Below are 20,212 nucleotides of genomic sequence, written 5' to 3' on the forward strand. Positions count from 1 at the left end.
TCAAAAATCAGTCTTGATGAGTGAAAATTTATCTCTAATATTGAGCACTTGGTTTGTGAATACAGGTTTTAAGAAAGTTGGGTTGTCAATCAGTCCAACTTTTTAAAATCAAAAAATTTGTCCGTACAACTAACTCGTGATATAATGGGCTATCAATGATTTGGAGGTATCCCATGCTTAAAGCGATGGAAGTATATTTGGTAACAAATGGAAATGGTTTAGAAGCGATTGAATTCTACAAAAATGCACTTGGTGCAGAGGTGGAACAAGTAAACTTATACAAAGATTTCTTGCCAGACTGTCCAGCAGAATTAGAAAACCATGTCATGAATGCCCAATTCCGTTTGAACGGACAACGTTTCATGCTTTCTGACAATAACCCAGAAATGCCTTATTCAGTTGGCGACAACATTACTGTTGCCTTGATTACAGAAGACGCAGAAACCGCGAAAGACTTGTTCACAAAACTATCTGAAGGTGCTATGAAAATTACAATGGACTTGCAAGCTGTGCCATGGTCACCTGCTTATGGTTCCTTGCAAGACAAATTCGGTATCCACTGGCAGGTCAACGCAGAAGTAGCAGGCTACGGTCAAGAATATTACGCAGAACAAAACTAATAGCATTCAAAAACCAGATTTCGACGAGCGAAATCTGGTTTTTTTTACAATTTTTGCCAATAGGATTTATAGAGAAAGAATTGCAGTAATCCCGAAAGGACAAGAATCAAGGTTGCTAGTCCAGAGCTTACTAAGGTCGGACCAATGATGGTAGTCATTACACTACTGATGACGAGCAAGATGAATCCGAAAATCATCGTTAGCAAGATGGAACCAGCAATCAGCCATTGACCCGCTCCGCGACCGAAAAGCTGGTTGGAGTTCTGCCAGTTGAGCATGAGTAGGCGTTGGTCCCTCCAGTAGTATATTTGTCCAGTTAGTAGGGCAGAAACAAGTATGCCTAGACCAAAGAAGAGGGCTAAGACCATGTTTACTTTCATGACAAATAGGGCTAACATGAGATAGAGCAAAGTCGGAACCAGGAATTGAACCGCAGCAATCACCCAAAACTTCTGAATCGTAAACTGTTTGAAGTTAATGGGTAAGGTTCGGATGAAGTGATAGTTTTCCTTTTCCAAGGACATAGCTGTTCCGATAAAGGTTGTAGCACCTGCGAACATGCTTCCTAACAAACAGCCGGCCAGTAAAGCAATTCCGAAATATTCCCATGAAAGAACACCCAGTCTACCACCTTCAGTAATTTTTGAAATTGAAGGGAGCAGGGCAACTCCTAGCACCAATGACTGTAAGAAGGTCTGTACCATCAGGTTGCTATCGTTGAGGGTAGATAAATGGTGTTTGATAAGGGCCTGATTTAAATTCTGAGGTAATTTCCTTGGTTTGCCGACCTTACGTTTTGATGAAGCAGTATCAATCGCCAAAACCTGTTGGAAATAATTCGGAATAACAGTTTTAAAGGCAAAGTGGACCAATCCCAACATGAAGAAAATAGGAAGGATGAGATTGATAACTGTCCCCAACGAAATTGGTTGGCTGATGATGTAGTGGAAACCGACAAAAAGTGGCAATTCTGGAAACTGAACAAAACCATCTGATTGGAGGGAAACAGTCTGCTGGGATTGGAGAAACATAAGCGCTCCCATTGAAACCAGAGATGAGCCTGTCAGAAGAATGGTAGAAATGGTTGTCTTATGTGGGCTCTTAGTCAAGATTTCTCCGATAAAGTGCATAAAAATCATATTGAGAAGATTGACTAGGAACCATAGGAGAATAAAACTTGGCAAGGCAAAAAGTGCAAAGGCTGGTCCACCTATTTGCCAATAGGTAATGATAAGAAGAGAGAGGCAGGGGATGAGGAAGGGCAAGACCATACCTTGAGCCGATAAGAATTTGGCGATAAAAACCTCGCTTGCTTTTAAGGGAAGAGGTAGATAGAGTTTGGTGTCCTTGCTGTCGTAGAAGACAGAAAAGAAGCCTGTGAAACCGTATACGGTTGCCAGTATAGCAAATTGGGCTAGTTGTAGGGAGAAGAAACCTGTGGACCGTTTGTAATCAATCCCTAGAAAGAAGACGGAGTAGAGAATAGCCATCATCAGAATGAGGAAGCCTTGTTGGATAAGGATGCTCCGATAGGCTGAAAAACGTCCATCTTTATTCTTATTTTGTTTTTTCTTGACGGAAGCTAGCAGTTGCGGGTTGGAGTAGAGGATATTGATTTTGACCAATTCCCAAATCAGAGATTTGTTCATCCGACCTCACCTGCCTCTCTTTGTTGGCGACCTGCTAATTCTAGGTAGATGGTTTCCAAGTCCTTGTCAGGATATTGGGATTTTAATTCTTCCAGACTGCCTACGAAGATGAGTCGTCCCTTTCTGAGAATGCCAATACGGTCACAGAGTTGTTCTGCAACAGACAAAACGTGGGTCGAAAAGAGAACGGTGTTGCCACCCTTGGCATGGTCCTTCATCATCTGCTTGAGGTCAAATGAGGCCTGGGGATCCAGTCCTGTCAAGGGTTCATCCAAAATCCAAATATCTGGCTTGGGAATGAGGGCGCCGATGATAATGGTTTTCTGTCGCATACCGTGGGAGAAACTGTCAATGGGTTCGTGCTGACGGGCAGTTATGTCAAAAAGGCTGGCTAGCTTGTTGATACGTTGGTCAACAGTGTCTTTGTTCACTCCGTAAACCTTGCCCATAAAGTGCCAATATTCAAAAGCAGTCAAGTGAAGAAAAATATCAGGCGAGTCTGGTACATAGGCAATCCGTTTTTTGACCTCATCTCGATTTTCTTCCAGATGAAGTCCGTCGACGGAGATGGTTCCATGACTGGCTTGAATAATAGAAGTGAGCAAACTGATTGTCGTTGTCTTACCAGCACCGTTATGTCCAATCAAGCCGAAAATTTCCCCACTTTCGATGGTCAAATCCAAATCATCAAGGGCTACTGTGTCGCCATAGGCTTTACTAACGTGGTTAAATTGAATCATAAGAACCTCCTAGATAAATATAATAAATTACAATTATTATACTACTATCTTAGTACAAAAGCAATAGTTTTTTAGAAAAAAGTTAAGAAACTCACAAATCCTATCCACAAGAAAAATTTGCTATAATAGACCTATGATTAACCGAAATACTGAAAACCAATTTAAACTTGTGTCAAAATATGCACCGTCTGGTGACCAGCCCCAAGCCATTGAAACCTTGGTTGATAACATCGAGGGGGGCGAAAAAGCCCAGATTCTCATGGGGGCGACTGGTACCGGTAAAACCTACACCATGAGTCAGGTCATTGCCCGTGTCAATAAGCCCACTCTGGTTATCGCCCACAACAAGACCCTAGCTGGTCAGCTCTACAGTGAGTTCAAGGAATTCTTCCCAGAAAATGCGGTCGAATACTTCGTATCTTACTACGATTACTACCAGCCAGAAGCCTATGTTCCGTCCAGCGACACCTATATCGAAAAGGATAGTTCGGTCAATGATGAGATTGACAAGCTCCGCCACTCAGCGACCTCAGCCCTGCTGGAGCGAAACGATGTTATTGTCGTGGCTTCGGTTTCCTGTATTTACGGTTTGGGTTCGCCCAAGGAATATTCAGATAGCGTGGTCAGTCTGCGACCAGGTCAGGAGATTTCCCGGGATCAGTTGCTCAATTCTCTGGTAGATATCCAGTTTGAGCGCAATGACATCGACTTCCAACGGGGGCGCTTCCGTGTGCGTGGAGATGTAGTGGAGATTTTCCCAGCTTCTCGTGATGAACACGCCTTCCGTGTGGAGTTTTTTGGGGATGAAATCGACCGCATTCGTGAGATTGAAAGCCTGACAGGTAAGGTTTTGGGCGATGTGGACCACTTGGCCATTTTCCCTGCTACCCACTTCGTGACCAACGATGATCATATGGAAACGGCTATTGCTAAAATTCAGGCAGAGCTGGAAGAGCAGCTCAAGGTCTTTGAGGCAGAAGGAAAACTCTTAGAAGCTCAGCGATTGAAACAACGGACCGACTACGACATCGAAATGCTGCGGGAGATGGGCTATACCAACGGAGTTGAGAACTATTCACGACACATGGACGGGCGAAGCGAGGGCGAGCCTCCTTATACCCTACTGGACTTTTTCCCTGAAGATTATCTCATCATGATTGACGAGAGCCACATGACCATGGGGCAGATTAAGGGGATGTACAATGGTGACCGCTCACGCAAGGAGATGCTGGTCAACTATGGTTTCCGCCTCCCGAGTGCATTGGACAACCGTCCGCTGCGCAGGGAAGAATTTGAGAGTCATGTCCACCAGATTGTCTATGTATCTGCGACGCCAGGTGACTATGAAATGGAGCAGACCGATACCGTTGTCGAGCAAATCATTCGGCCGACAGGGCTTCTGGATCCAGAAGTGGAAGTCCGTCCAACCATGGGGCAAATGGATGACCTCTTGGGCGAAATCAATGCCCGTGTTGAGAAAGGTGAGCGGACCTTTATCACTACCCTGACCAAGAAAATGGCAGAGGACTTGACCGACTACCTGAAAGAAATGGGTGTTAAGGTCAAGTATATGCACTCGGATATCAAGACCTTGGAGCGTACGGAGATTATCCGTGACTTGCGTCTAGGTGTTTTCGATGTTCTGATAGGGATTAACCTCTTGCGTGAAGGGATTGACGTGCCAGAAGTTAGTCTGGTGGCAATCTTGGATGCTGATAAGGAAGGTTTCCTCCGTAATGAACGAGGGCTCATCCAGACAATCGGTCGGGCGGCCCGTAACTCTGAAGGTCATGTGATTATGTATGCAGACAAGGTCACCGAGTCTATGCGGAAGGCCATGGAAGAAACAGCCCGCCGCCGTCAAATCCAAATGGCTTATAATGAAGAACATGGCATCATTCCACAGACCATTAAGAAAGAAATCCGTGACCTGATTAGAGTGACCAAGGCTGTCACTCAGGACAAGGAAGAAGTAGTGGACTTCAACGCCCTCAACAAAGACGAACGCAAGGCTATGATCAAGAAACTGGAAGGACAAATGCAGGAAGCAGCAGAAGTGCTTGACTTTGAACTGGCAGCTCAGATTCGTGACATGGTCATCGAGTTGAAGAATATGTAATCAAAGAAGATAAATAGCGGTTGGAAAAGGATTCCAGTCGTTTTTTATCTGAATTATTTCTCTTATGGTAGACTAGTTAATCCTTGTAAATATGTCTATTATTCAGCGCTCTGACAGAATTCATTTTTTCTACGAATAATGAGCCGTAATACTTGTTTCCTTATCCTTGAGAGAGTATAATGAAGGGGTATATTTTTAAGGGGATTTGAGAGATAATGAAGAAACAATTTAACGAGAAACAAGAGCGTTTTTCACTGCGTAAACTATCAGTAGGTCTTGTTTCAGCAACGGTAGCAAGCCTATTTTTTGCGACTTCCATTGCGGCTGCACCATCTGTTAGTGCTCAGTCAATCAACTATACTTATGTAACTGAGCAAGAATTAACCGAGGCTGAAAAAGAGCTCATTATTCGGGATTTGCCAGGTTTAGCACAGGCGACAGATGCTAATTATTATTTAGTCTATCGTCCGGTCGGAGCAAGCAAGCCATCCACTGCTGTAGATACAAACAGTCGTTTGGAAATTTTACCGAAAACAGGTGTTATGGAAACAGGCGTAATGGCCCTTGCTGGAATTTCTCTCCTTGTTCTTGCCATAAAAATTGGCAAAAAAGGGAAGAAGGAGCTTGCAGGTGTTATTTTATTAGCGGCTACTGGTGCAAGCTTCTTGGCACCAACCAGCTCTGCCTTGACCAGTCATATTTTGGCTCAGTTCAACCATGCGGTAGAAAGATCAGCAGGCCAGGCCTTGCCAGCGCCTGCTGAAATTGAAGGCTATGTCTATGTGGGCTATTTTAAAGATAGCAGAGCAGAAGAGAAATTGTCTACTGAAGCCCCAAAAACGCCTGAAAAAGAAACTGTAAAGGATACTACGGAAGAAACAGTTACGGAAGTTCCGAATACAGCACCAAGTCATCAAGTGCCAACTGTTGAGATTTCTGAAAAGATTATTACAAAGTCAGAAGTGCTTGCTTTTGATACTCAGATTGTAGAAAATACTGCTTTGGCTGAAGGAACAGAAAAAATTGTTCAAGAAGGTCAAAATGGTGAGCGAACCATTACCATCAAACAAACACTGGTAGATGGCCAGGTTCTGAAGGAAGAAGAAGTTTTGTCAGAAGTGACTAAAACTGCTACTCCAAAAATCATCGAGATTGGTACCAAAAAAGCTGAAGAGCCTATTGTAACGGATGTTCCAGATGCGGCACCAACACACGAAGTTCCAGCCTTAGCAATTACGGAGGAAGTCACTTCGCATATAGAATCGATTGCCTTTACAACCGAGGAAATCTATGACGATACTCTTCCAGAAGGTACTAGACAGACAGCTCAGGCTGGTCAGGCTGGTCAAAAGACTATTGAAACCAAGCAAACATTCATTGGCGGTGTCTTGGTTCAATCAGAAGTTGTGTCAGAAACGGTCAGCCAAGCTCCTGTTAATCAGGTCGTGAAAATTGGTACCAAACCCATTACTGCTCTACCAGATACAGCTCCGACGCATGAAGTACCAGCAGTAGTCCTGACGGATGATACGACGACAAATACGGAATCTATACCTTTTGAAAGTCAAGTCATCTATGATGACACCTTGGCGGAAGGAACTCGAAATGTGGATAAAACAGGTGTTGCAGGTGTTCGGACTACGGTTACTAAGAATTACTATGCTGACGGTGTCTTGATCAAGTCTGAGCAGGTTTCAAGCTCGGTGACAATCTCACCAGTAACTGAGATTGTTCGCCTTGGTACAAAGAAAGCTGATACTGTCACAACGGAGACGGAATCAGCTACAAAAGTCATTCCATTTGAAATCAGCTACCAAGACGATGCGACCCTCCCAGTCGGTGAAGAAAAAATCATTACAGCTGGTCAAAATGGAATTGCGACTGTTACAACAACCTACACTCTTGTAAATGGCGTTCGTCAGGCAAATCCAACAGTAATTGAAACTGTGACCACTCAGCCTGTGCCTCAAGTAGTAGCGCGTGGTACGAAAACGGCTACTCCAACACCAGTTGAAGGTACGGAAACCGTTACGGAAACGGTAGAGATTCCATTTGAAACAAAGACAACAGAAACAGCTGACCTTTATGTTGGTCAAGAACAAGTTCTTACGGAAGGCAAAAATGGCAGCAAAAACATCACCACAACCTATGTGACGATTGACGGTGTTCGCCAGCCAAATCCAACTGTGACTGAAAAGGTTCTAGTTGAGCCAACGACCAAAGAAGTTCTCAAAGGAACCAAGCCAATTGAAGGTACGGAAGAAGACAAAGAAACGGTCGATATTCCATTTGAAACAGAATACATTGATGACCCAACACTTCTAGTAGGTAAGACTAAAGAAGTGACCAAGGGTGTCAATGGTTCTAAGACGATTACTACAACCTATAAGACCATCAAGGGCGTTCGTCAGGAAAATCCGACAGTTACCGAAGAAATTACCAAAGAACCAGTTAAGGAAGTCATTGCGCGTGGTACAAAAGTTGAGAAAGTACCACAAGTGATTATCACAGATCTGGTAGAAAATGACGATGCTAAGTCAGCGACAATCAGCTATAAGTTGACAGATGAAACAGCCAACTTCCTCCGTGCTGTTGCCCTCCTCTATGACAATACAGGTGCTTTGGTTAAGGAACAAGCTATTGACGATCCAAATGGTCAGTTAACACTTGAAAATCTGGACTTCTACACAGACTATACAGTCAAAACTAAGATTTTCTATACAATGGTAGAGCAGGAACAAAGCTCTGAGCAAGAAGCTATTCTTGAAAGCATGCGCCAGTTTGATCTAGTTTACAAGAAGATTGAAATCAAGGACATTGATGCAGTGACGGTTTATCGTCGTAAAGATGGTAAGTATGTCGGTCAAGAGTTTTTAGAAGAAATTCCAGCATCGGCTAATGAACTATTTATCAAGGTAACATCCGATCGCTTCAAAGAAGTCTATCTTCCAGTTTCAAGCGTTGAAGAAACGAACTTAGATGGCAAGGCAGTCTTCAAATTGGTTTCTTCCTTTGACCAGTTGGTAGAGGATAAGAACAGCCAATACGTTGCAAATCGTGAGTTTTACATTCCGAAGATGGCGATGGATGCCAATACCTATACATCCTTCAAAGATCTGATTGATGCCATGAAGAAAAATACCAGTGGCACTTTCAAACTAGGGGCTCACCTAGATGCCAATGAAGTCCCAGTAGGTGATGTGGCTTCTTACGTTCAGAATTTTAGTGGAAGTTTGGACGGAGTAAATGATGGCCATGCTTTCTCAATCAGTAACTTGAAAGCTCCACTTTTCTATAACCTTGGTGGTAAAGTTCAAAACTTGGACATCAAGAATGCTCATTTACAGACAAGTACCACCAATCCTCTTGCTACCATTGCCGTTAATGCTAATAATGCATTAGTCACAAACGTGGCTGTAGAAGCCAACCTAAAAGGACCGCATAATGTTTCAGGTTTGATCCAGTCGGCGACCAATACAACCATCAAAGACGTTTCCTTCAAAGGAAGCATTGAAACGACTGGTACAGGCGCAAGCTTGACAGGCGGTATTCTTGGAAATGGTATGTTGTCAAGTGTCGGAAATGCGAAAGTAGACGCTACCATCACCATTCCAGGCAATGTTGATCAATTTGCGGGTGGTATTGTCGGACGTACCATGCTTGTCTACGATGTACCAGGAAGTGTCTATAATTCGTACGCAACAGGCTCTATAGTGACGACAGAAACAGGTGGTATAGTCGGCGGCATTGCAGGTGCCAACCAAGTAACTGGTGCCTATGCTCCATATAGTGGTAATGTTAATAACGTTATCAGCGATATGACTGGTGCGACAAGTATTATCGGTCAACCAGCAAATCCAACCGGTAAGATTAAAGACGGCTTCACAACAACTTCAGATACATTGGGCAATGTCAAGGCTATCACGAATGAAGAAGCACAAGCAAAAGTTCAAGCAATGGGCATCCAAGCGACTTTGGAAGATTCAAAACCTCTCAATCTTAACCCTTATTCCGTCAATTATCTAACTCTGGATAAGGCACAGGCAGACCATGAAACTGCTTACTACAATATGGAGAAAATCCTTCCATTCTACAACAAGGAACTCCTTGTTTACTATGGAAATAAGATTGCGACAGATGACAAACTCAACAGAGTTCGTTTGCTTGATGTTGTTCCAATGAAGAATGATGCCTTTATAGCAGATGTGCATACTGAAAAAGCTAATATCAACAGAATCATGCTCCATTATGCGGATGGAACGGTGGATTATAAGGCGGTTTCATACCTTGAAGATTTCAAGAATAACCATGTGGTAGAATACACCATTGCTGGTACGGACTTGATTTACACGCCGGAGTCCTTCTTGAATGATAGAAGTTCTCTTGTAAATGATTTGGTAAGCAGCTTGTCTACAGTGGTTCTGGATTCAGATGCTATGAAAGCCGTTGTCAATTATCCAACTAAATTGGATGCCAACCGACAAACTGGGACAGCAAAAGATTTCTACTTTGGCGAAAGTTTTGACCAAGTTAAGGCTAACCTAGAGAGTAATGTACGTAAGATTTTGGTTGCTAGCCTAAACGGTCAAGGTCAGGCAGCGGAAGATTATATTAAAGAGAAAATTACCAATAATAAGGAAGCCTTTCTTCTCGGTTTGACCTACTTGAACCGTTGGTATGATATCAATTACGGGGATGTGAATACCAAAGAATTGACCATTTTTGAGCCTGATTTCTTCGGAAATGATGCTGCCTCTGCCTTGGATATGATTTTGGCAATTGGCAATGGTGGCTATGAGGTTCTTCGTGCCCATAACAACGTAACGACCTACTCATCCATTATTGGTAAGCAAAATAACAAGGCTAGTCTATTCGACATGGTGGAAGCCTACCGTAAACTCTTCTTGCCAAATCTATCAGACAATGACTGGTTTAAACAAACAACCAAGGCCTATATTGTTGAGAGTAAATCACAGGTTGCAGAAGCGGCAGCCAAGCAAGAAAGTGCTGAGAAACATAGCAAGTACGCACTTGCTGTTTACGATAAGATTACCAATCCAGCTTGGGAATACCGTCAGATGCTCTTGCCTCTATTGACCCTGCCGCAAGAGGACATCTTCATCATCAGCAACATGAACACCTTAGCAGTAGGTTCCTATGAACATTATGTAGATGACTATAAAGATCCTGTCAAGCGAGATAGTGTCCGTCAGTTGGTCGATAAGGCGGCTGAAATGCAGCGGGACAATGCTGACTTCTGGTATAAGATCCTTGATGAAGAAAATCGTGACAAGCTCTTCCGCACAGTGCTAAATAATGAAGGCTTCCTAATGAATGGCCCAGATGGTCAGAAAGTCTATCGTAATTTACTCGCCGATGTGGATGCTATTCAAGATTACTATGGCCCGATTAACAAGTGGTATGCAGAGGGTGGAACCAAAACTGCCTATGCAAACGGAAAAGAAACCTTCTATGTCCTCTATAATATGCTAGACAATTATGGGACAACTCTCTATACCCATGAAATGGTGCATAACCAGGATGGAAGTACCTATCTTAAAGGATATGGTCGCCGGATGGGACAAGGAATGGAAGTATATGCAGATGGCTTGCTCCAAAACGTATCTTCTGTCGATCGAACAATCCTTGGTTTCAATGCTGTCTTCAATAGTGACGCTGCTAATCGTGTGCACGTCGGAGATCCGACTGCTCGTTTCAACAGCGAAGCGGACTTTAACCAGTATTTCCACAATCAATTTGATGTTCTCTATCTACTAGACTACATCGAAGGAATGACTGTCCTTGAAAAGCCCAATACCGTTAAGAAGGACTGGTTCCTCAAACTGGAAAATTACTACATTCAAGAAAATGGCAAAGATACCCATGCTGGTAACCGAATGGCGACCCTGACAGAGGAAGATGCTGCTAAATTGACTACGTTTGATGACCTAATCAATGGAAGTATCATTGATCGCTATGGCTATCAAAGTGCTAAATACGACCAAAACTTACAACGTAATGGCTACTACAGCGTTCCGATGTTTGCAGGTAACTATTCAGCCTTGTCTAATCCAAATGGCTCACCAGGTGACTTTATGTTCCGTCGCATGGCCTTTGAGCTAATTGCTGCCAAAGGTTACACAGATGGTTTCATACCATATGCATCTAATCAGTTGTCTGATTATGCCATGAGCCAAAACTCTATTACTTATGATACGTGGAACAAGAAAAATACAGGCTTGATTACAGATAAACACGTCTTTGACCAAGTCTTTAATGGCCAGTATGCAAGTTGGGAAGAGTTCAAGAAAGCCATGTTTATGGAGCGTGTGGATAAGGCCCAAGCAGGTAAATTGAAACCATTCACTATTCAGTATGAATTAGGTGTTGCAAACTCAACGAAAGAAGTAAGTATTGCGAGCTATGATGACCTTCAAAGATTGATTAGAGAAGCGATTGATGCGGATATTGAAAATAAATCCTATGGTAGCGATAAGAGCCGATTATCAACTTTGAAAATCAAGATTTATCAAGCCTTGATGCAATCAACAAACGACTTTAGAACATCTATTTTCAATCCATAATCTATTGAAAGAAGTCAACCCAGGTTGGCTTCTTTTTCTTATTTTTAGATAGATTATTTCGAGCTTTGGGTTTGGAATAGTAAATATTAAAATTGTTTATACAATTCAAGCAAAACCCTTGAAAAATGAGGGGGGGGGGGTGATATACTAGTAGTGGTATTTTATATATCGTCCTTTCTAGCTAGGGTAAAAGCTGCAAGATTGTCTACTAGAAAATGATTGTTTACCAATCAAATGATTTATTAAAGATAACTCTCCCCCCCAAAAAAATCTAACTATCACTAAGAAAATTTTATCAGGAAAATAATTGGTTTCTTGTAGATTTTTTGCAGAAAATGGCAGGGTCAATCTAGCCTAGATGGACCCTATCAAACCTAGCGAAGATAAGTAGCTCTTATTCAGATGTGACTAGTAGTTATAATGGAAGAGCTTGTAATTTGGTACGATTTACAATAAAATCCAATTTAATGAAAGTAAAAGGCTCTCTATTCTCCAGTCAGGTATTGCTGTCTTGGTAAGGAAGAGCCTTTTTATCTTGTTAATACCATGTAGAATGATATAATATAAAATGTACTCTTAAAAGTTTGAGGTAGTATATGTTTATCAAAGATATGGAAACCGAGAAGGAAATTCAAGGCAAGGCTTATGTTCATTGGAAGGCTTGGCAGGAGGCCTATGCTGATTTGTTACCGCAGGATTTTCTCCAAAAGACCTACACCTTGGAACGGTGTCAAGACTGGGCTGTCCGTTATCCTCAAAATATCCTGGTGGCACTGGTGGATGAGCAGGTGGTTGGCTTTGCCTGTTACGGTGCCAGCAGTCAGGAAGATTTACAGAGGGCTGGCGAGCTTTATGCCCTTTATGTACTGGCGGATTATTACGATCAAGGAATTGGCTACCGGCTTATGCAGGCGGCCTTGGAAAAATTGCAGAGCTACCATCGGGTTTCTCTTTGGGTATTGGAGGGGAATGCGCGTGCGATTGCCTTTTATGAAAAGGTTGGCTTCCGTTTTGATGGTCTAAAGAAAATTGTCAATCTAGGAGCAGAGCGAATAGAATACCGAATGGTCTTAGAATTACCAGGTGGAAATTCAAAAGAATAATATAACAAATATTGAATAACCCGCTTTGATGTGCTATAATAAGGCTGAATCAAGGAGGGTTTTTATGATTTTACTGACCAATAATCGTTTACGTGTTGAAATTTCTGAACCAGGCGAACGGCCAAATGATACTTTTCGTTTTGATCGAGCAGGCTTTATTTCAGATGTTACACTGGATGGCGATACACACTTTGGTGCTAATGAGCCTATGAACCTACGGCATTTATCGTCTGGTGGTAGAGGGCTGTGCTGCGAATTTTCAGGAGATTTTTCTGCTGGGGCTCAAGTTGGTGACTATTTCCCTAAATTAGGTGTGGGCTTGATTAAGCAGGATAGTGAACTAGGTTACCAATTTGCCCATAAATACGATGAGGTCATTCCCTATCCTGTCACCTACAGCCATACGGAAACTTCTGCTACATTTTTTACAGAAGCGGTAGCTTGTTTGGGAATTGCTGCTGAGATTGAAAAGACTATTCGGATCGAGGAGAATGCTCTTATTTTAGAAGCCACAATCACCAATGTTGGCGACAAGGCATTTGAAACAGAAGAATATTGCCATAATTTCTTGAGTATCGACGGTATGGCTATTTCACCGGATTACCATCTGGACTTGCCAGATATGAATGATCTGGGTCATGATCGCTTAGAAGGTTTTGGTGGCTATGACCATAACAACTTTATTGCGGATGGGAAGGCCATCACCTTCGAAAAATGTGAAACGGATGTTTCCCTCAGTGTTCTTAGCACCGATAAGGCAAACCTCGGTGATACATTTACTTGGAAACTCAGTCATAAGGGAGCTCAAGCAAGTATTACAGGTATTGATAGTGTCAAACCGACCAGCTTACTCCTATGGGCGACAGACCACATTGTCAGTCCAGAAATTATTCAGACCATTAGGCTTTCGCCGGGGCAAAGTCATAGTTGGACCCGTCGCTGGGTTTTTGAAGCCAATCCTCGTTGGTAGTGTTCAGTCAAGGCTAGTCGGCCTTGGCTTTTTTTGATAGAATAGATGTACTTGGTTTCTATTGTTGTTTGTGACAGAGAAAAATTGATTGACTGATTTGTTTTGAAATGTAAGGAGTTATGATGGCTAGAAAAGAAATGGTCACACTGACCAATATGTGTTTGATTGAGGATAAAGATGGGAATGTAGTAGTGCAAATTCGGGATCCTGAACGCTATCGTTGGGCCGGAGTTGCATTCCCAGGTGGTCATATAGAAGAACGTGAAAATTTCCATGACTCTGTTGTTCGCGAAGTTGAGGAAGAAACGGGATTGACCATTACAAATGCTCGCTTGGTTGGTGTCAAACATTGGCCTGATAAGGAAGGCCATCGCTATCTAGTTTTTCTCTATAAGGCAACGGAGTTCACTGGCACTCTTCATTCAACGGAAGAGGGGGAAGTGCGGTGGGTCAAGAAATCGGCCCTTCCTCAGATGAATTTGGCCTATGACTTGTTAGAAATCCTGAAGGTTATGGATAATCCTGAATTGTCTGAGTTCTTTTACACCCAAAAAGGAAGCGATGGGGATTGGGATAGGAATTTTAGGTAGGGTTGCTTGATTTTTTGAGTTGACGAAGACTTGAATATAGTATATACTATACTTGTTAATATATAAAAGGCAAAGGGGCCTGTTGTTCGCAATGAAGCGGAAGTTTTGGAACAACGGGCTAACTTTGCCTTTTTATTTCTAATAGTATTTTAGGAAATTGAATTTCCCCTTTGACAAATAGCTTGAAAGGATGATTGTATGGGACTTGAATCAAAAAAAATTATGTTTGTAGGCCCAGTAGGTGTTGGGAAAACGACACTAACACAACGTTTGAAGGGGCTTGATATCACCTATTTTAAAACACAAGCTATCCAATTTTATGATTCTATCATTGATACACCTGGTGAATTTTTACAACATAGACGATACTACAATGCTTTATCTGTAACAGCTGCAGAGGCAGAAGTGATAGGCTTACTAGCTTCAGCAACAGCCACAATGCAGACTTTTCCACAAGGATTCTCTTCTTTGTTTAACAAACCAGTGATTGGCATTATCACCAAGGTTGATTTAGTAACAGACCCTAGCAGCCTTGAGAAAGCTAGAGCACAATTACGTGCAGCAGGTGCCAAGGAAATCTTTGAGGTGTCTTTAGAGGATAATACAGGTATTGAAGCGATTCAATACTATTTGACAAAGGAAAGTTGAGGTGATGGGATGAAGGTAGAACATGGAGGAAACATGAATCAGCTTGCCTCTGATTTTGGTTTTCGCCCAGAGGATTGCTTAGATTTTTCTGCTAATATCAATCCATTAGGTCTTTCAGAAAAAGTAAAATCAAAGATAATAGAAACTTTAGATAGCTTAGTTCACTACCCTGATGTGACCTACTCACAGTCCAAGGCAGCCTTGGCTGAATATCATTCTTGTCCGACCCAGCAAATCCTTCTATCGAACGGGGCAGTAGAAATCTTTTATGAATTGGCTAGGTATGTGAAGCCAAAGAAGATACTGCTTTTAAGTCCGACATTTATGGAGTATGAAAAAGCATTTAAGCAGGTTGGTTCAGATATTATATATCATGTATTAGAAGGACCTCATTACAGTTGGACGTTTGAATCCATCTTACCTAACTTGGAAAACCTATCATCTGGAGATTTGGTATTGATTTGTAATCCAAATAACCCAACAGGGACCTTGGTACCAACGGATACATTATTATTGGTAGCAGAATTTCTTCGACTAAAAGGAGCCTATTTGGTCCTTGACGAAGCCTTTATGGATTTTCTTACTGATAGTGATGCCTATTCCATGGTGGCTCATTTGAAGGATTATCAAAATGTCATTGTTGTTCGGTCTTTGACAAAATTTTATGCTATTCCTGGCTTGAGGTTGGGCTATGCCTTATCAAGTAATACAGAATTGATTGCTGCTATTGATGAAATGCGACCACCTTGGACCATCAATGCTTTGGCAGATGCTTTAGCACCTGTTATTCTCAAGGATGACCAGTATCACCGTGCCACAGAAGAGTGGCTCAAGAGTGAGCAGGAATTCCTTTATAAAGAATTGACTGCTTTGCCCGATTTGCAAGTCTTGCCACCGACTGTCAATTACATTTTCTTTGAATACGAGGGAAATGAAAGTCTGAGAGAGCTTTTAATACAAGAAAAAATATTTATTCGTTCCTGCCATAATTACCATCATCTGAACGACCGCCACTATCGAGTAGCCATTCGATCAAGAGAGGAAAATTGTCGTTTGATTGAGGCTTTTAGATCTGTGTTAGGAAAGTGTGATGGCCATGTCTAGGAACAAATGGTTTTCCTGTCCAGGTTCATGTGGGGAATTGTTTCAGGGTGTTAAGGATGGTCAAGAATTTTTGCTGACTTACGGTATCAATCGCAAGTCCTATGCAAGGCTTATCAGAGAGGAGGAAGAAACGGAATTTGCAATAGGAGAAAAGGTTGTCAAGGTCTTGGATTATCTTGATCCGATAGAGGATGGATGGAAGCTAGAAAAGAAGTCCAGTCTTCCAATCGGTAAAGGAATGTCCAGTAGCACGGCAGATATGCTGGCAAGCCTACAAGCCTTAGCCTATGTTCAAAATAGGCATTTGACTGCTGAAGAAGTGACCAAGTTCTGTTGTCAGATTGAGCCAACAGATTCGATTGCCTTTGCTGACTGGACGGTCATCAATCCCTTGAGCGGTCAGATACTGTTTCAGACGGATTGGAAACCAGAACTTTATGTCTATATTCTAGAACCTAGAAAGACCGAGTGGACAGTTGAGTTAGCTAGAATGACAGAATGTCCTACTTATCCAGTCCAAGCATCAGAAGGGTTATTGGAAATGTTTCAGCAGGCATGTCAGTCAAAAAATGAACTTCTTTTGGGTCAGATTGCGACAGCAAGTGCCCTATTAAACAACACTCGGCTACCAAAGCCTTATTTGGCGGACATAATAACCCTGGTGAATCAATTAGGTTTACTTGGAGTTAACGTCGCTCACAGCGGAACGGTAGTGGGAATATTGATGACTAAAAGTCAATTACCATTGATATCAGTTATCGAAGCAAATTTTTCTAAGGGAGAAATTGGTAAGTATTATGACCAACGCTATCTTTCAAGGATTTGTTTCGAAGGTGTTAAAAGGGTGAAAGGAGGTTAAGGTGGTAGACTTACATGAGATATTGAGGGAGATCAAGCCTCTAGATAAACATGCAATTGAGAAGGGGAAGAAGATTTGTGATCAATTAGCCAAGCCCTTAGGTGCTCTGGGTAAAATGGAAACAATATATGCCCGTTTGTATGCTATGTTTCAAGGAGCTATAGACATATCTAAACAGATTGTGCTAGTCTATGTGGCTGATAATGGTGTCGTTGCCGAAGGTATTTCTGCCAATCCACAGGAAACGACCTATGTCGTAGCCCGTAATATGCTAGAAGGAAAAACAGGTCTGTGCGCCATTTCAAGACATGTAGGCTCAGATGTCAGGGTAGTTGATATAGGGTGCATGAAAGATGTTCATACCGACCAAGCTTGTAAGGTTAGGAGAGGGACGGGGAATATCTTGAAAGAGCCTGCTTTGACTAGAGAGCAAGCTGTTGAAGCCATAATGGTTGGCTACAGGGAAACCCTATCCTGTATTCAGAAAGGGTATAAACTTTTTGGTACAGGAGAGATGGGAATTGGCAATACGACAACCTCGGCAGCAGTAATCAGTGCTATTTTAAATCTTGAAGCCAGTCAAGTGACTGGTTACGGGGCTGGCTTGACAGAAGGGATGAAATCCCATAAAACACAAGTGATTGCTTCAGCGGTTGCTCGCCATGCTCCCTACAGGGATGTTCTGGACATTGCTGCAAAAGTTGGTGGATTAGATATGCTGGGTATGGTAGGGACTTACTTGGCCTGTGCTCATCATCAACTTCCCTGTGTAGTGGATGGTCTAATCTCTATCACTGGTTTGCTGATTGCCAGTAAATTAAATAGTCATGTTTTAGATTACTGCTTTGCTTCCCACCTTTCCACAGAGCCTGCCTATCGGTTGGTTTGTGAGCACTTGGGACTAGATCCCATGCTCTTGATGGATATGAGATTGGGTGAGGGATCGGGTTGTCCTCTAGCCTTCTTTTTAATGAGTAATGCAGTTTATACTATTGAAGAAATGCCTACATTTTCTGAGGGAAAATTGAGTAGGAATGATTACATCGACATTCGTCAATCAAAATAGAAAGTGAGAATACAAATGCAGTTATATACAAAAACAGGTGACAAAGGACTAACTAAACTGGTTGGTGGTCAGAGTGTCGCAAAAGATGCGGAGCGTGTCAATGCTTACGGTACCATTGATGAATTAAATTCTTGGATTGGTTATATCGTTACTAAAATGGACCCCGCAGATGCCTTAAAGGATGAATTGTTGCAACTCCAGCATTACCTTTTTGACTGTGGTTCGGATTTATCTACGCCTCACGGTGTTTATCCTTATAAGGTTGACAAAACCATGGTTGATTGGATTGAGGAAAGGATTGATACTTACGCAGATGTTCCACCAGCGCTCGAAGTTTTTATCTTACCAGGAGGACATGAAATTGCTGCTATGATCCACATAGCACGCACTATTGCTAGACGTGCGGAGCGCCATATTGTAGGTACCATGTGGACAACGGAAATCAATAAGGATGTCTTGGTATTTGTAAACCGTCTTTCAGACTATTTCTTTGCCTTGGCGCGTGTGATCAATTTTACCCACCAGCAGCCAGATATTGCTTATGAAAGAGGTGCAAAAGTCTTTCATAATATAACAAAAGCTGATGTGGAGCGTTGGGCTAAGGCTAGGGAAGAAGTAAGATAAGAGCATTTTTGAAACCGTTTTAATTTACATATTGACATAATGCTCTATAAAGTGTAGAATGATTTTATAAGAAAATCATTTGACACAACGGCGTGTTAAATCAATTGAAGTGAGCAACGGGGCTACAAAAAATAGTGATATTTTTTGTGGCCTTTTTATGTTTTAAAAAGGTGGCAATACATGAAACAATTTATGTTAGCAGGTGTTTCTAGTGGGGTTGGAAAAACAACTGTCACTCTAGGTATTTTAAAAGCCTTGACTGAGAAAGGCTTACGTGTACAACCTTACAAGGTCGGTCCAGACTATATTGATACCGCTTATCATAGTCGAATAACGAAGAGGGTTTCTCGGAACTTAGACAGCTTTATGATTCCTGATAAGGCTGCCTTGGACTGGTCGTTTAGAAAGTGGCATAAAGATGCTGACATTGCCCTTGTTGAAGGGGTAATGGGTCTATTTGATGGTCTTGGTACGGATAAAGACTGTGCCTCATCGGCTGCGATTGCTAAGAAATTAGATATCCCTGTTGTCTTGATTATCGATGGGAAAGCAACTTCAACATCGGCAGCGGCTATGGTTCATGGTTTCTCAACTTTTGATCAGGATTTGACAATTGCTGGAGTGATTGTCAATCGAGTTGCTTCACAAACTCATTATGAATTGATAAAAGGCGCTATTGAACGCTATACGGATGTGGAAGTTTTAGGCTACTTTCCTAAAAATATTCAGGTAGAATTGCCCTCACGCCATTTGGGGCTAGTTCCAGATGTTGAAATGGAAAACTTGGAGAAACATTTTTCTATCTTAGGTCAATTGGCTCAAGACCATATTGACTTAGATCGCTTGCTTGAGAAGGTAGATATAGCAGGTGAAGAACCGTCAAATCCATTCAGCATTCCAAAACAATTCCCTCTAAAAATTGGCTATGCTCTTGATGATGCCTTTCATTTTTACTATGAGGATAATCTGGATTTGTTAAGGGAATATGGGGTGGACTTGATTCCCTTTAGTCCCCTTAATGACAAAGAATTACCTGAAGCAGATGCTTACTATTTTGGAGGAGGTTTTCCGGAAGTCTATGCAAAAGAATTGATGGAAAATGTTTCCTTCCGCCAATCTGTTCTGAAGGCCCACCAAGAAAATAAACCTATTTATGCAGAATGTGGTGGCCTGATGTATCTTGGCAAGGAACTACAGACTGGAGAGGGGTCTTATGACATGGTAGGGATATTTGATGGTGTCAGTGTTATGACAGACCGGCTAAAAAGCTTTGGTTATTGTCAAGCTAAGACTCAGGTTAGGAGCTTGTTTGGTCCAAAGGATACGGTTGTCAGGGGTCATGAGTTTCACCATTCTGTATTTCAGACTAATGAACCGACCGTTTTGCAACTAGAAAAAGTTCGAGATGGCCAAGTTGTTTCTAGCTGGACAGGTGGCTATCAAACTGGTAAAACCTTTGCTAGCTATCTGCATGTTCATTTTTATCAAAATCAGGCTTTGTTGGAAAATTGGCTTCAAAGTATTTGTGAGGGATAG

At 42.1% G+C, this 20,212-nt stretch carries 14 protein-coding genes; 12 read left to right on the top strand and 2 right to left on the bottom strand.

Annotated features, from left to right (window positions below):
• Positions 1-173 precede the first annotated feature (173 nt).
• Positions 174-620, top strand: a complete 447-nt coding sequence (locus tag PW220_RS04480) for a VOC family protein (protein WP_248049743.1) — start codon at positions 174-176, stop codon at positions 618-620.
• 44 nt (positions 621-664) lie between these two features.
• Here the strand turns inward: PW220_RS04480 and PW220_RS04485 are convergent, their stop codons facing one another.
• Together PW220_RS04485 and PW220_RS04490 are read right to left on the bottom strand one after the other, a co-directional pair.
• On the bottom strand, positions 665-2,269 hold the full coding sequence (locus tag PW220_RS04485) for a permease (protein ID WP_248049745.1): 1,605 nt from the start codon (positions 2,267-2,269) through the stop codon (positions 665-667).
• Complete coding sequence (locus PW220_RS04490) at positions 2,266-3,009, bottom strand: ABC transporter ATP-binding protein (RefSeq protein ID WP_248049747.1); 744 nt, start codon at positions 3,007-3,009, stop codon at positions 2,266-2,268. The genes PW220_RS04485 and PW220_RS04490 overlap by 4 nt, the downstream gene beginning before the upstream one ends.
• Before the next feature lie 133 nt (positions 3,010-3,142).
• On the opposite strand from PW220_RS04490, the gene uvrB reads away from it, so the two are divergent.
• The 11 genes from uvrB (at position 3,143) to PW220_RS04545 (ending at position 20,212) form a co-directional block, all read left to right on the top strand.
• Positions 3,143-5,128 (top strand): excinuclease ABC subunit UvrB, encoded by a 1,986-nt coding sequence (gene uvrB / locus PW220_RS04495; RefSeq protein ID WP_248054383.1) that lies wholly within the window; start codon positions 3,143-3,145, stop codon positions 5,126-5,128.
• 215 nt (positions 5,129-5,343) lie between these two features.
• Positions 5,344-11,712, top strand: coding sequence for a ZmpA/ZmpB/ZmpC family metallo-endopeptidase (locus PW220_RS04500; RefSeq protein WP_248054381.1), 6,369 nt, complete (start codon positions 5,344-5,346; stop codon positions 11,710-11,712).
• Positions 11,713-12,308: 596 nt separating this feature from the next.
• Positions 12,309-12,815: a GNAT family N-acetyltransferase gene (locus PW220_RS04505; protein WP_248054379.1), complete on the top strand. Its 507-nt coding sequence runs from the start codon at positions 12,309-12,311 to the stop codon at positions 12,813-12,815.
• A 64-nt stretch (positions 12,816-12,879) separates the two neighbouring features.
• Positions 12,880-13,785 carry a hypothetical protein gene (locus PW220_RS04510; protein ID WP_172049943.1) on the top strand — a complete coding sequence of 302 codons (906 nt, stop codon included), beginning with the start codon at positions 12,880-12,882 and terminating at the stop codon, positions 13,783-13,785.
• 122 nt (positions 13,786-13,907) lie between these two features.
• On the top strand, positions 13,908-14,375 hold the full coding sequence (locus PW220_RS04515) for an 8-oxo-dGTP diphosphatase (protein WP_248054377.1): 468 nt from the start codon (positions 13,908-13,910) through the stop codon (positions 14,373-14,375).
• A gap of 198 nt (positions 14,376-14,573) precedes the next feature.
• Positions 14,574-15,023 (top strand): EutP/PduV family microcompartment system protein, encoded by a 450-nt coding sequence (locus PW220_RS04520; RefSeq protein WP_248054375.1) that lies wholly within the window; start codon positions 14,574-14,576, stop codon positions 15,021-15,023.
• Between the two features lie 9 nt (positions 15,024-15,032).
• Positions 15,033-16,127 (top strand): threonine-phosphate decarboxylase CobD, encoded by a 1,095-nt coding sequence (gene cobD, locus PW220_RS04525; RefSeq protein ID WP_248054373.1) that lies wholly within the window; start codon positions 15,033-15,035, stop codon positions 16,125-16,127.
• Positions 16,120-16,986: a GHMP family kinase ATP-binding protein gene (locus tag PW220_RS04530; RefSeq protein WP_248054371.1), complete on the top strand. Its 867-nt coding sequence runs from the start codon at positions 16,120-16,122 to the stop codon at positions 16,984-16,986. Before cobD ends, PW220_RS04530 begins: the two co-directional genes overlap by 8 nt.
• 1 nt (position 16,987) lies before the next feature.
• Positions 16,988-18,052, top strand: coding sequence for a nicotinate-nucleotide--dimethylbenzimidazole phosphoribosyltransferase (cobT, locus tag PW220_RS04535; RefSeq protein ID WP_248054369.1), 1,065 nt, complete (start codon positions 16,988-16,990; stop codon positions 18,050-18,052).
• Positions 18,053-18,067: 15 nt separating this feature from the next.
• A complete protein-coding gene (locus PW220_RS04540) occupies positions 18,068-18,676 on the top strand; it encodes a cob(I)yrinic acid a,c-diamide adenosyltransferase (RefSeq protein ID WP_248054368.1) in 609 nt (202 codons plus the stop codon).
• 180 nt (positions 18,677-18,856) lie between these two features.
• Positions 18,857-20,212 carry a cobyrinic acid a,c-diamide synthase CobB gene (locus PW220_RS04545; RefSeq protein WP_248054366.1) on the top strand — a complete coding sequence of 452 codons (1,356 nt, stop codon included), beginning with the start codon at positions 18,857-18,859 and terminating at the stop codon, positions 20,210-20,212.

It is taken from the genome of Streptococcus sp. 29892 (assembly GCF_032594935.1).
Lineage (GTDB): Bacteria > Bacillota > Bacilli > Lactobacillales > Streptococcaceae > Streptococcus > Streptococcus hyiners.

Excerpts from the sequence above, each read along its gene's own strand:
- PW220_RS04480 (WP_248049743.1), top strand. The coding sequence starts at position 174 with ATGCTTAAAGCGATGGAAGTATATTTGGTAACAAATGGAAATGGTTTA.
- PW220_RS04485 (WP_248049745.1), bottom strand. The coding sequence starts at position 2,269 with ATGAACAAATCTCTGATTTGGGAATTGGTCAAAATCAATATCCTCTAC.
- PW220_RS04490 (WP_248049747.1), bottom strand. The coding sequence starts at position 3,009 with ATGATTCAATTTAACCACGTTAGTAAAGCCTATGGCGACACAGTAGCC.
- uvrB (WP_248054383.1), top strand. The coding sequence starts at position 3,143 with ATGATTAACCGAAATACTGAAAACCAATTTAAACTTGTGTCAAAATAT.
- PW220_RS04500 (WP_248054381.1), top strand. The coding sequence starts at position 5,344 with ATGAAGAAACAATTTAACGAGAAACAAGAGCGTTTTTCACTGCGTAAA.
- PW220_RS04505 (WP_248054379.1), top strand. The coding sequence starts at position 12,309 with ATGTTTATCAAAGATATGGAAACCGAGAAGGAAATTCAAGGCAAGGCT.
- PW220_RS04510 (WP_172049943.1), top strand. The coding sequence starts at position 12,880 with ATGATTTTACTGACCAATAATCGTTTACGTGTTGAAATTTCTGAACCA.
- PW220_RS04515 (WP_248054377.1), top strand. The coding sequence starts at position 13,908 with ATGGCTAGAAAAGAAATGGTCACACTGACCAATATGTGTTTGATTGAG.
- PW220_RS04520 (WP_248054375.1), top strand. The coding sequence starts at position 14,574 with ATGGGACTTGAATCAAAAAAAATTATGTTTGTAGGCCCAGTAGGTGTT.
- cobD (WP_248054373.1), top strand. The coding sequence starts at position 15,033 with ATGAAGGTAGAACATGGAGGAAACATGAATCAGCTTGCCTCTGATTTT.
- PW220_RS04530 (WP_248054371.1), top strand. The coding sequence starts at position 16,120 with ATGTCTAGGAACAAATGGTTTTCCTGTCCAGGTTCATGTGGGGAATTG.
- PW220_RS04540 (WP_248054368.1), top strand. The coding sequence starts at position 18,068 with ATGCAGTTATATACAAAAACAGGTGACAAAGGACTAACTAAACTGGTT.
- PW220_RS04545 (WP_248054366.1), top strand. The coding sequence starts at position 18,857 with ATGAAACAATTTATGTTAGCAGGTGTTTCTAGTGGGGTTGGAAAAACA.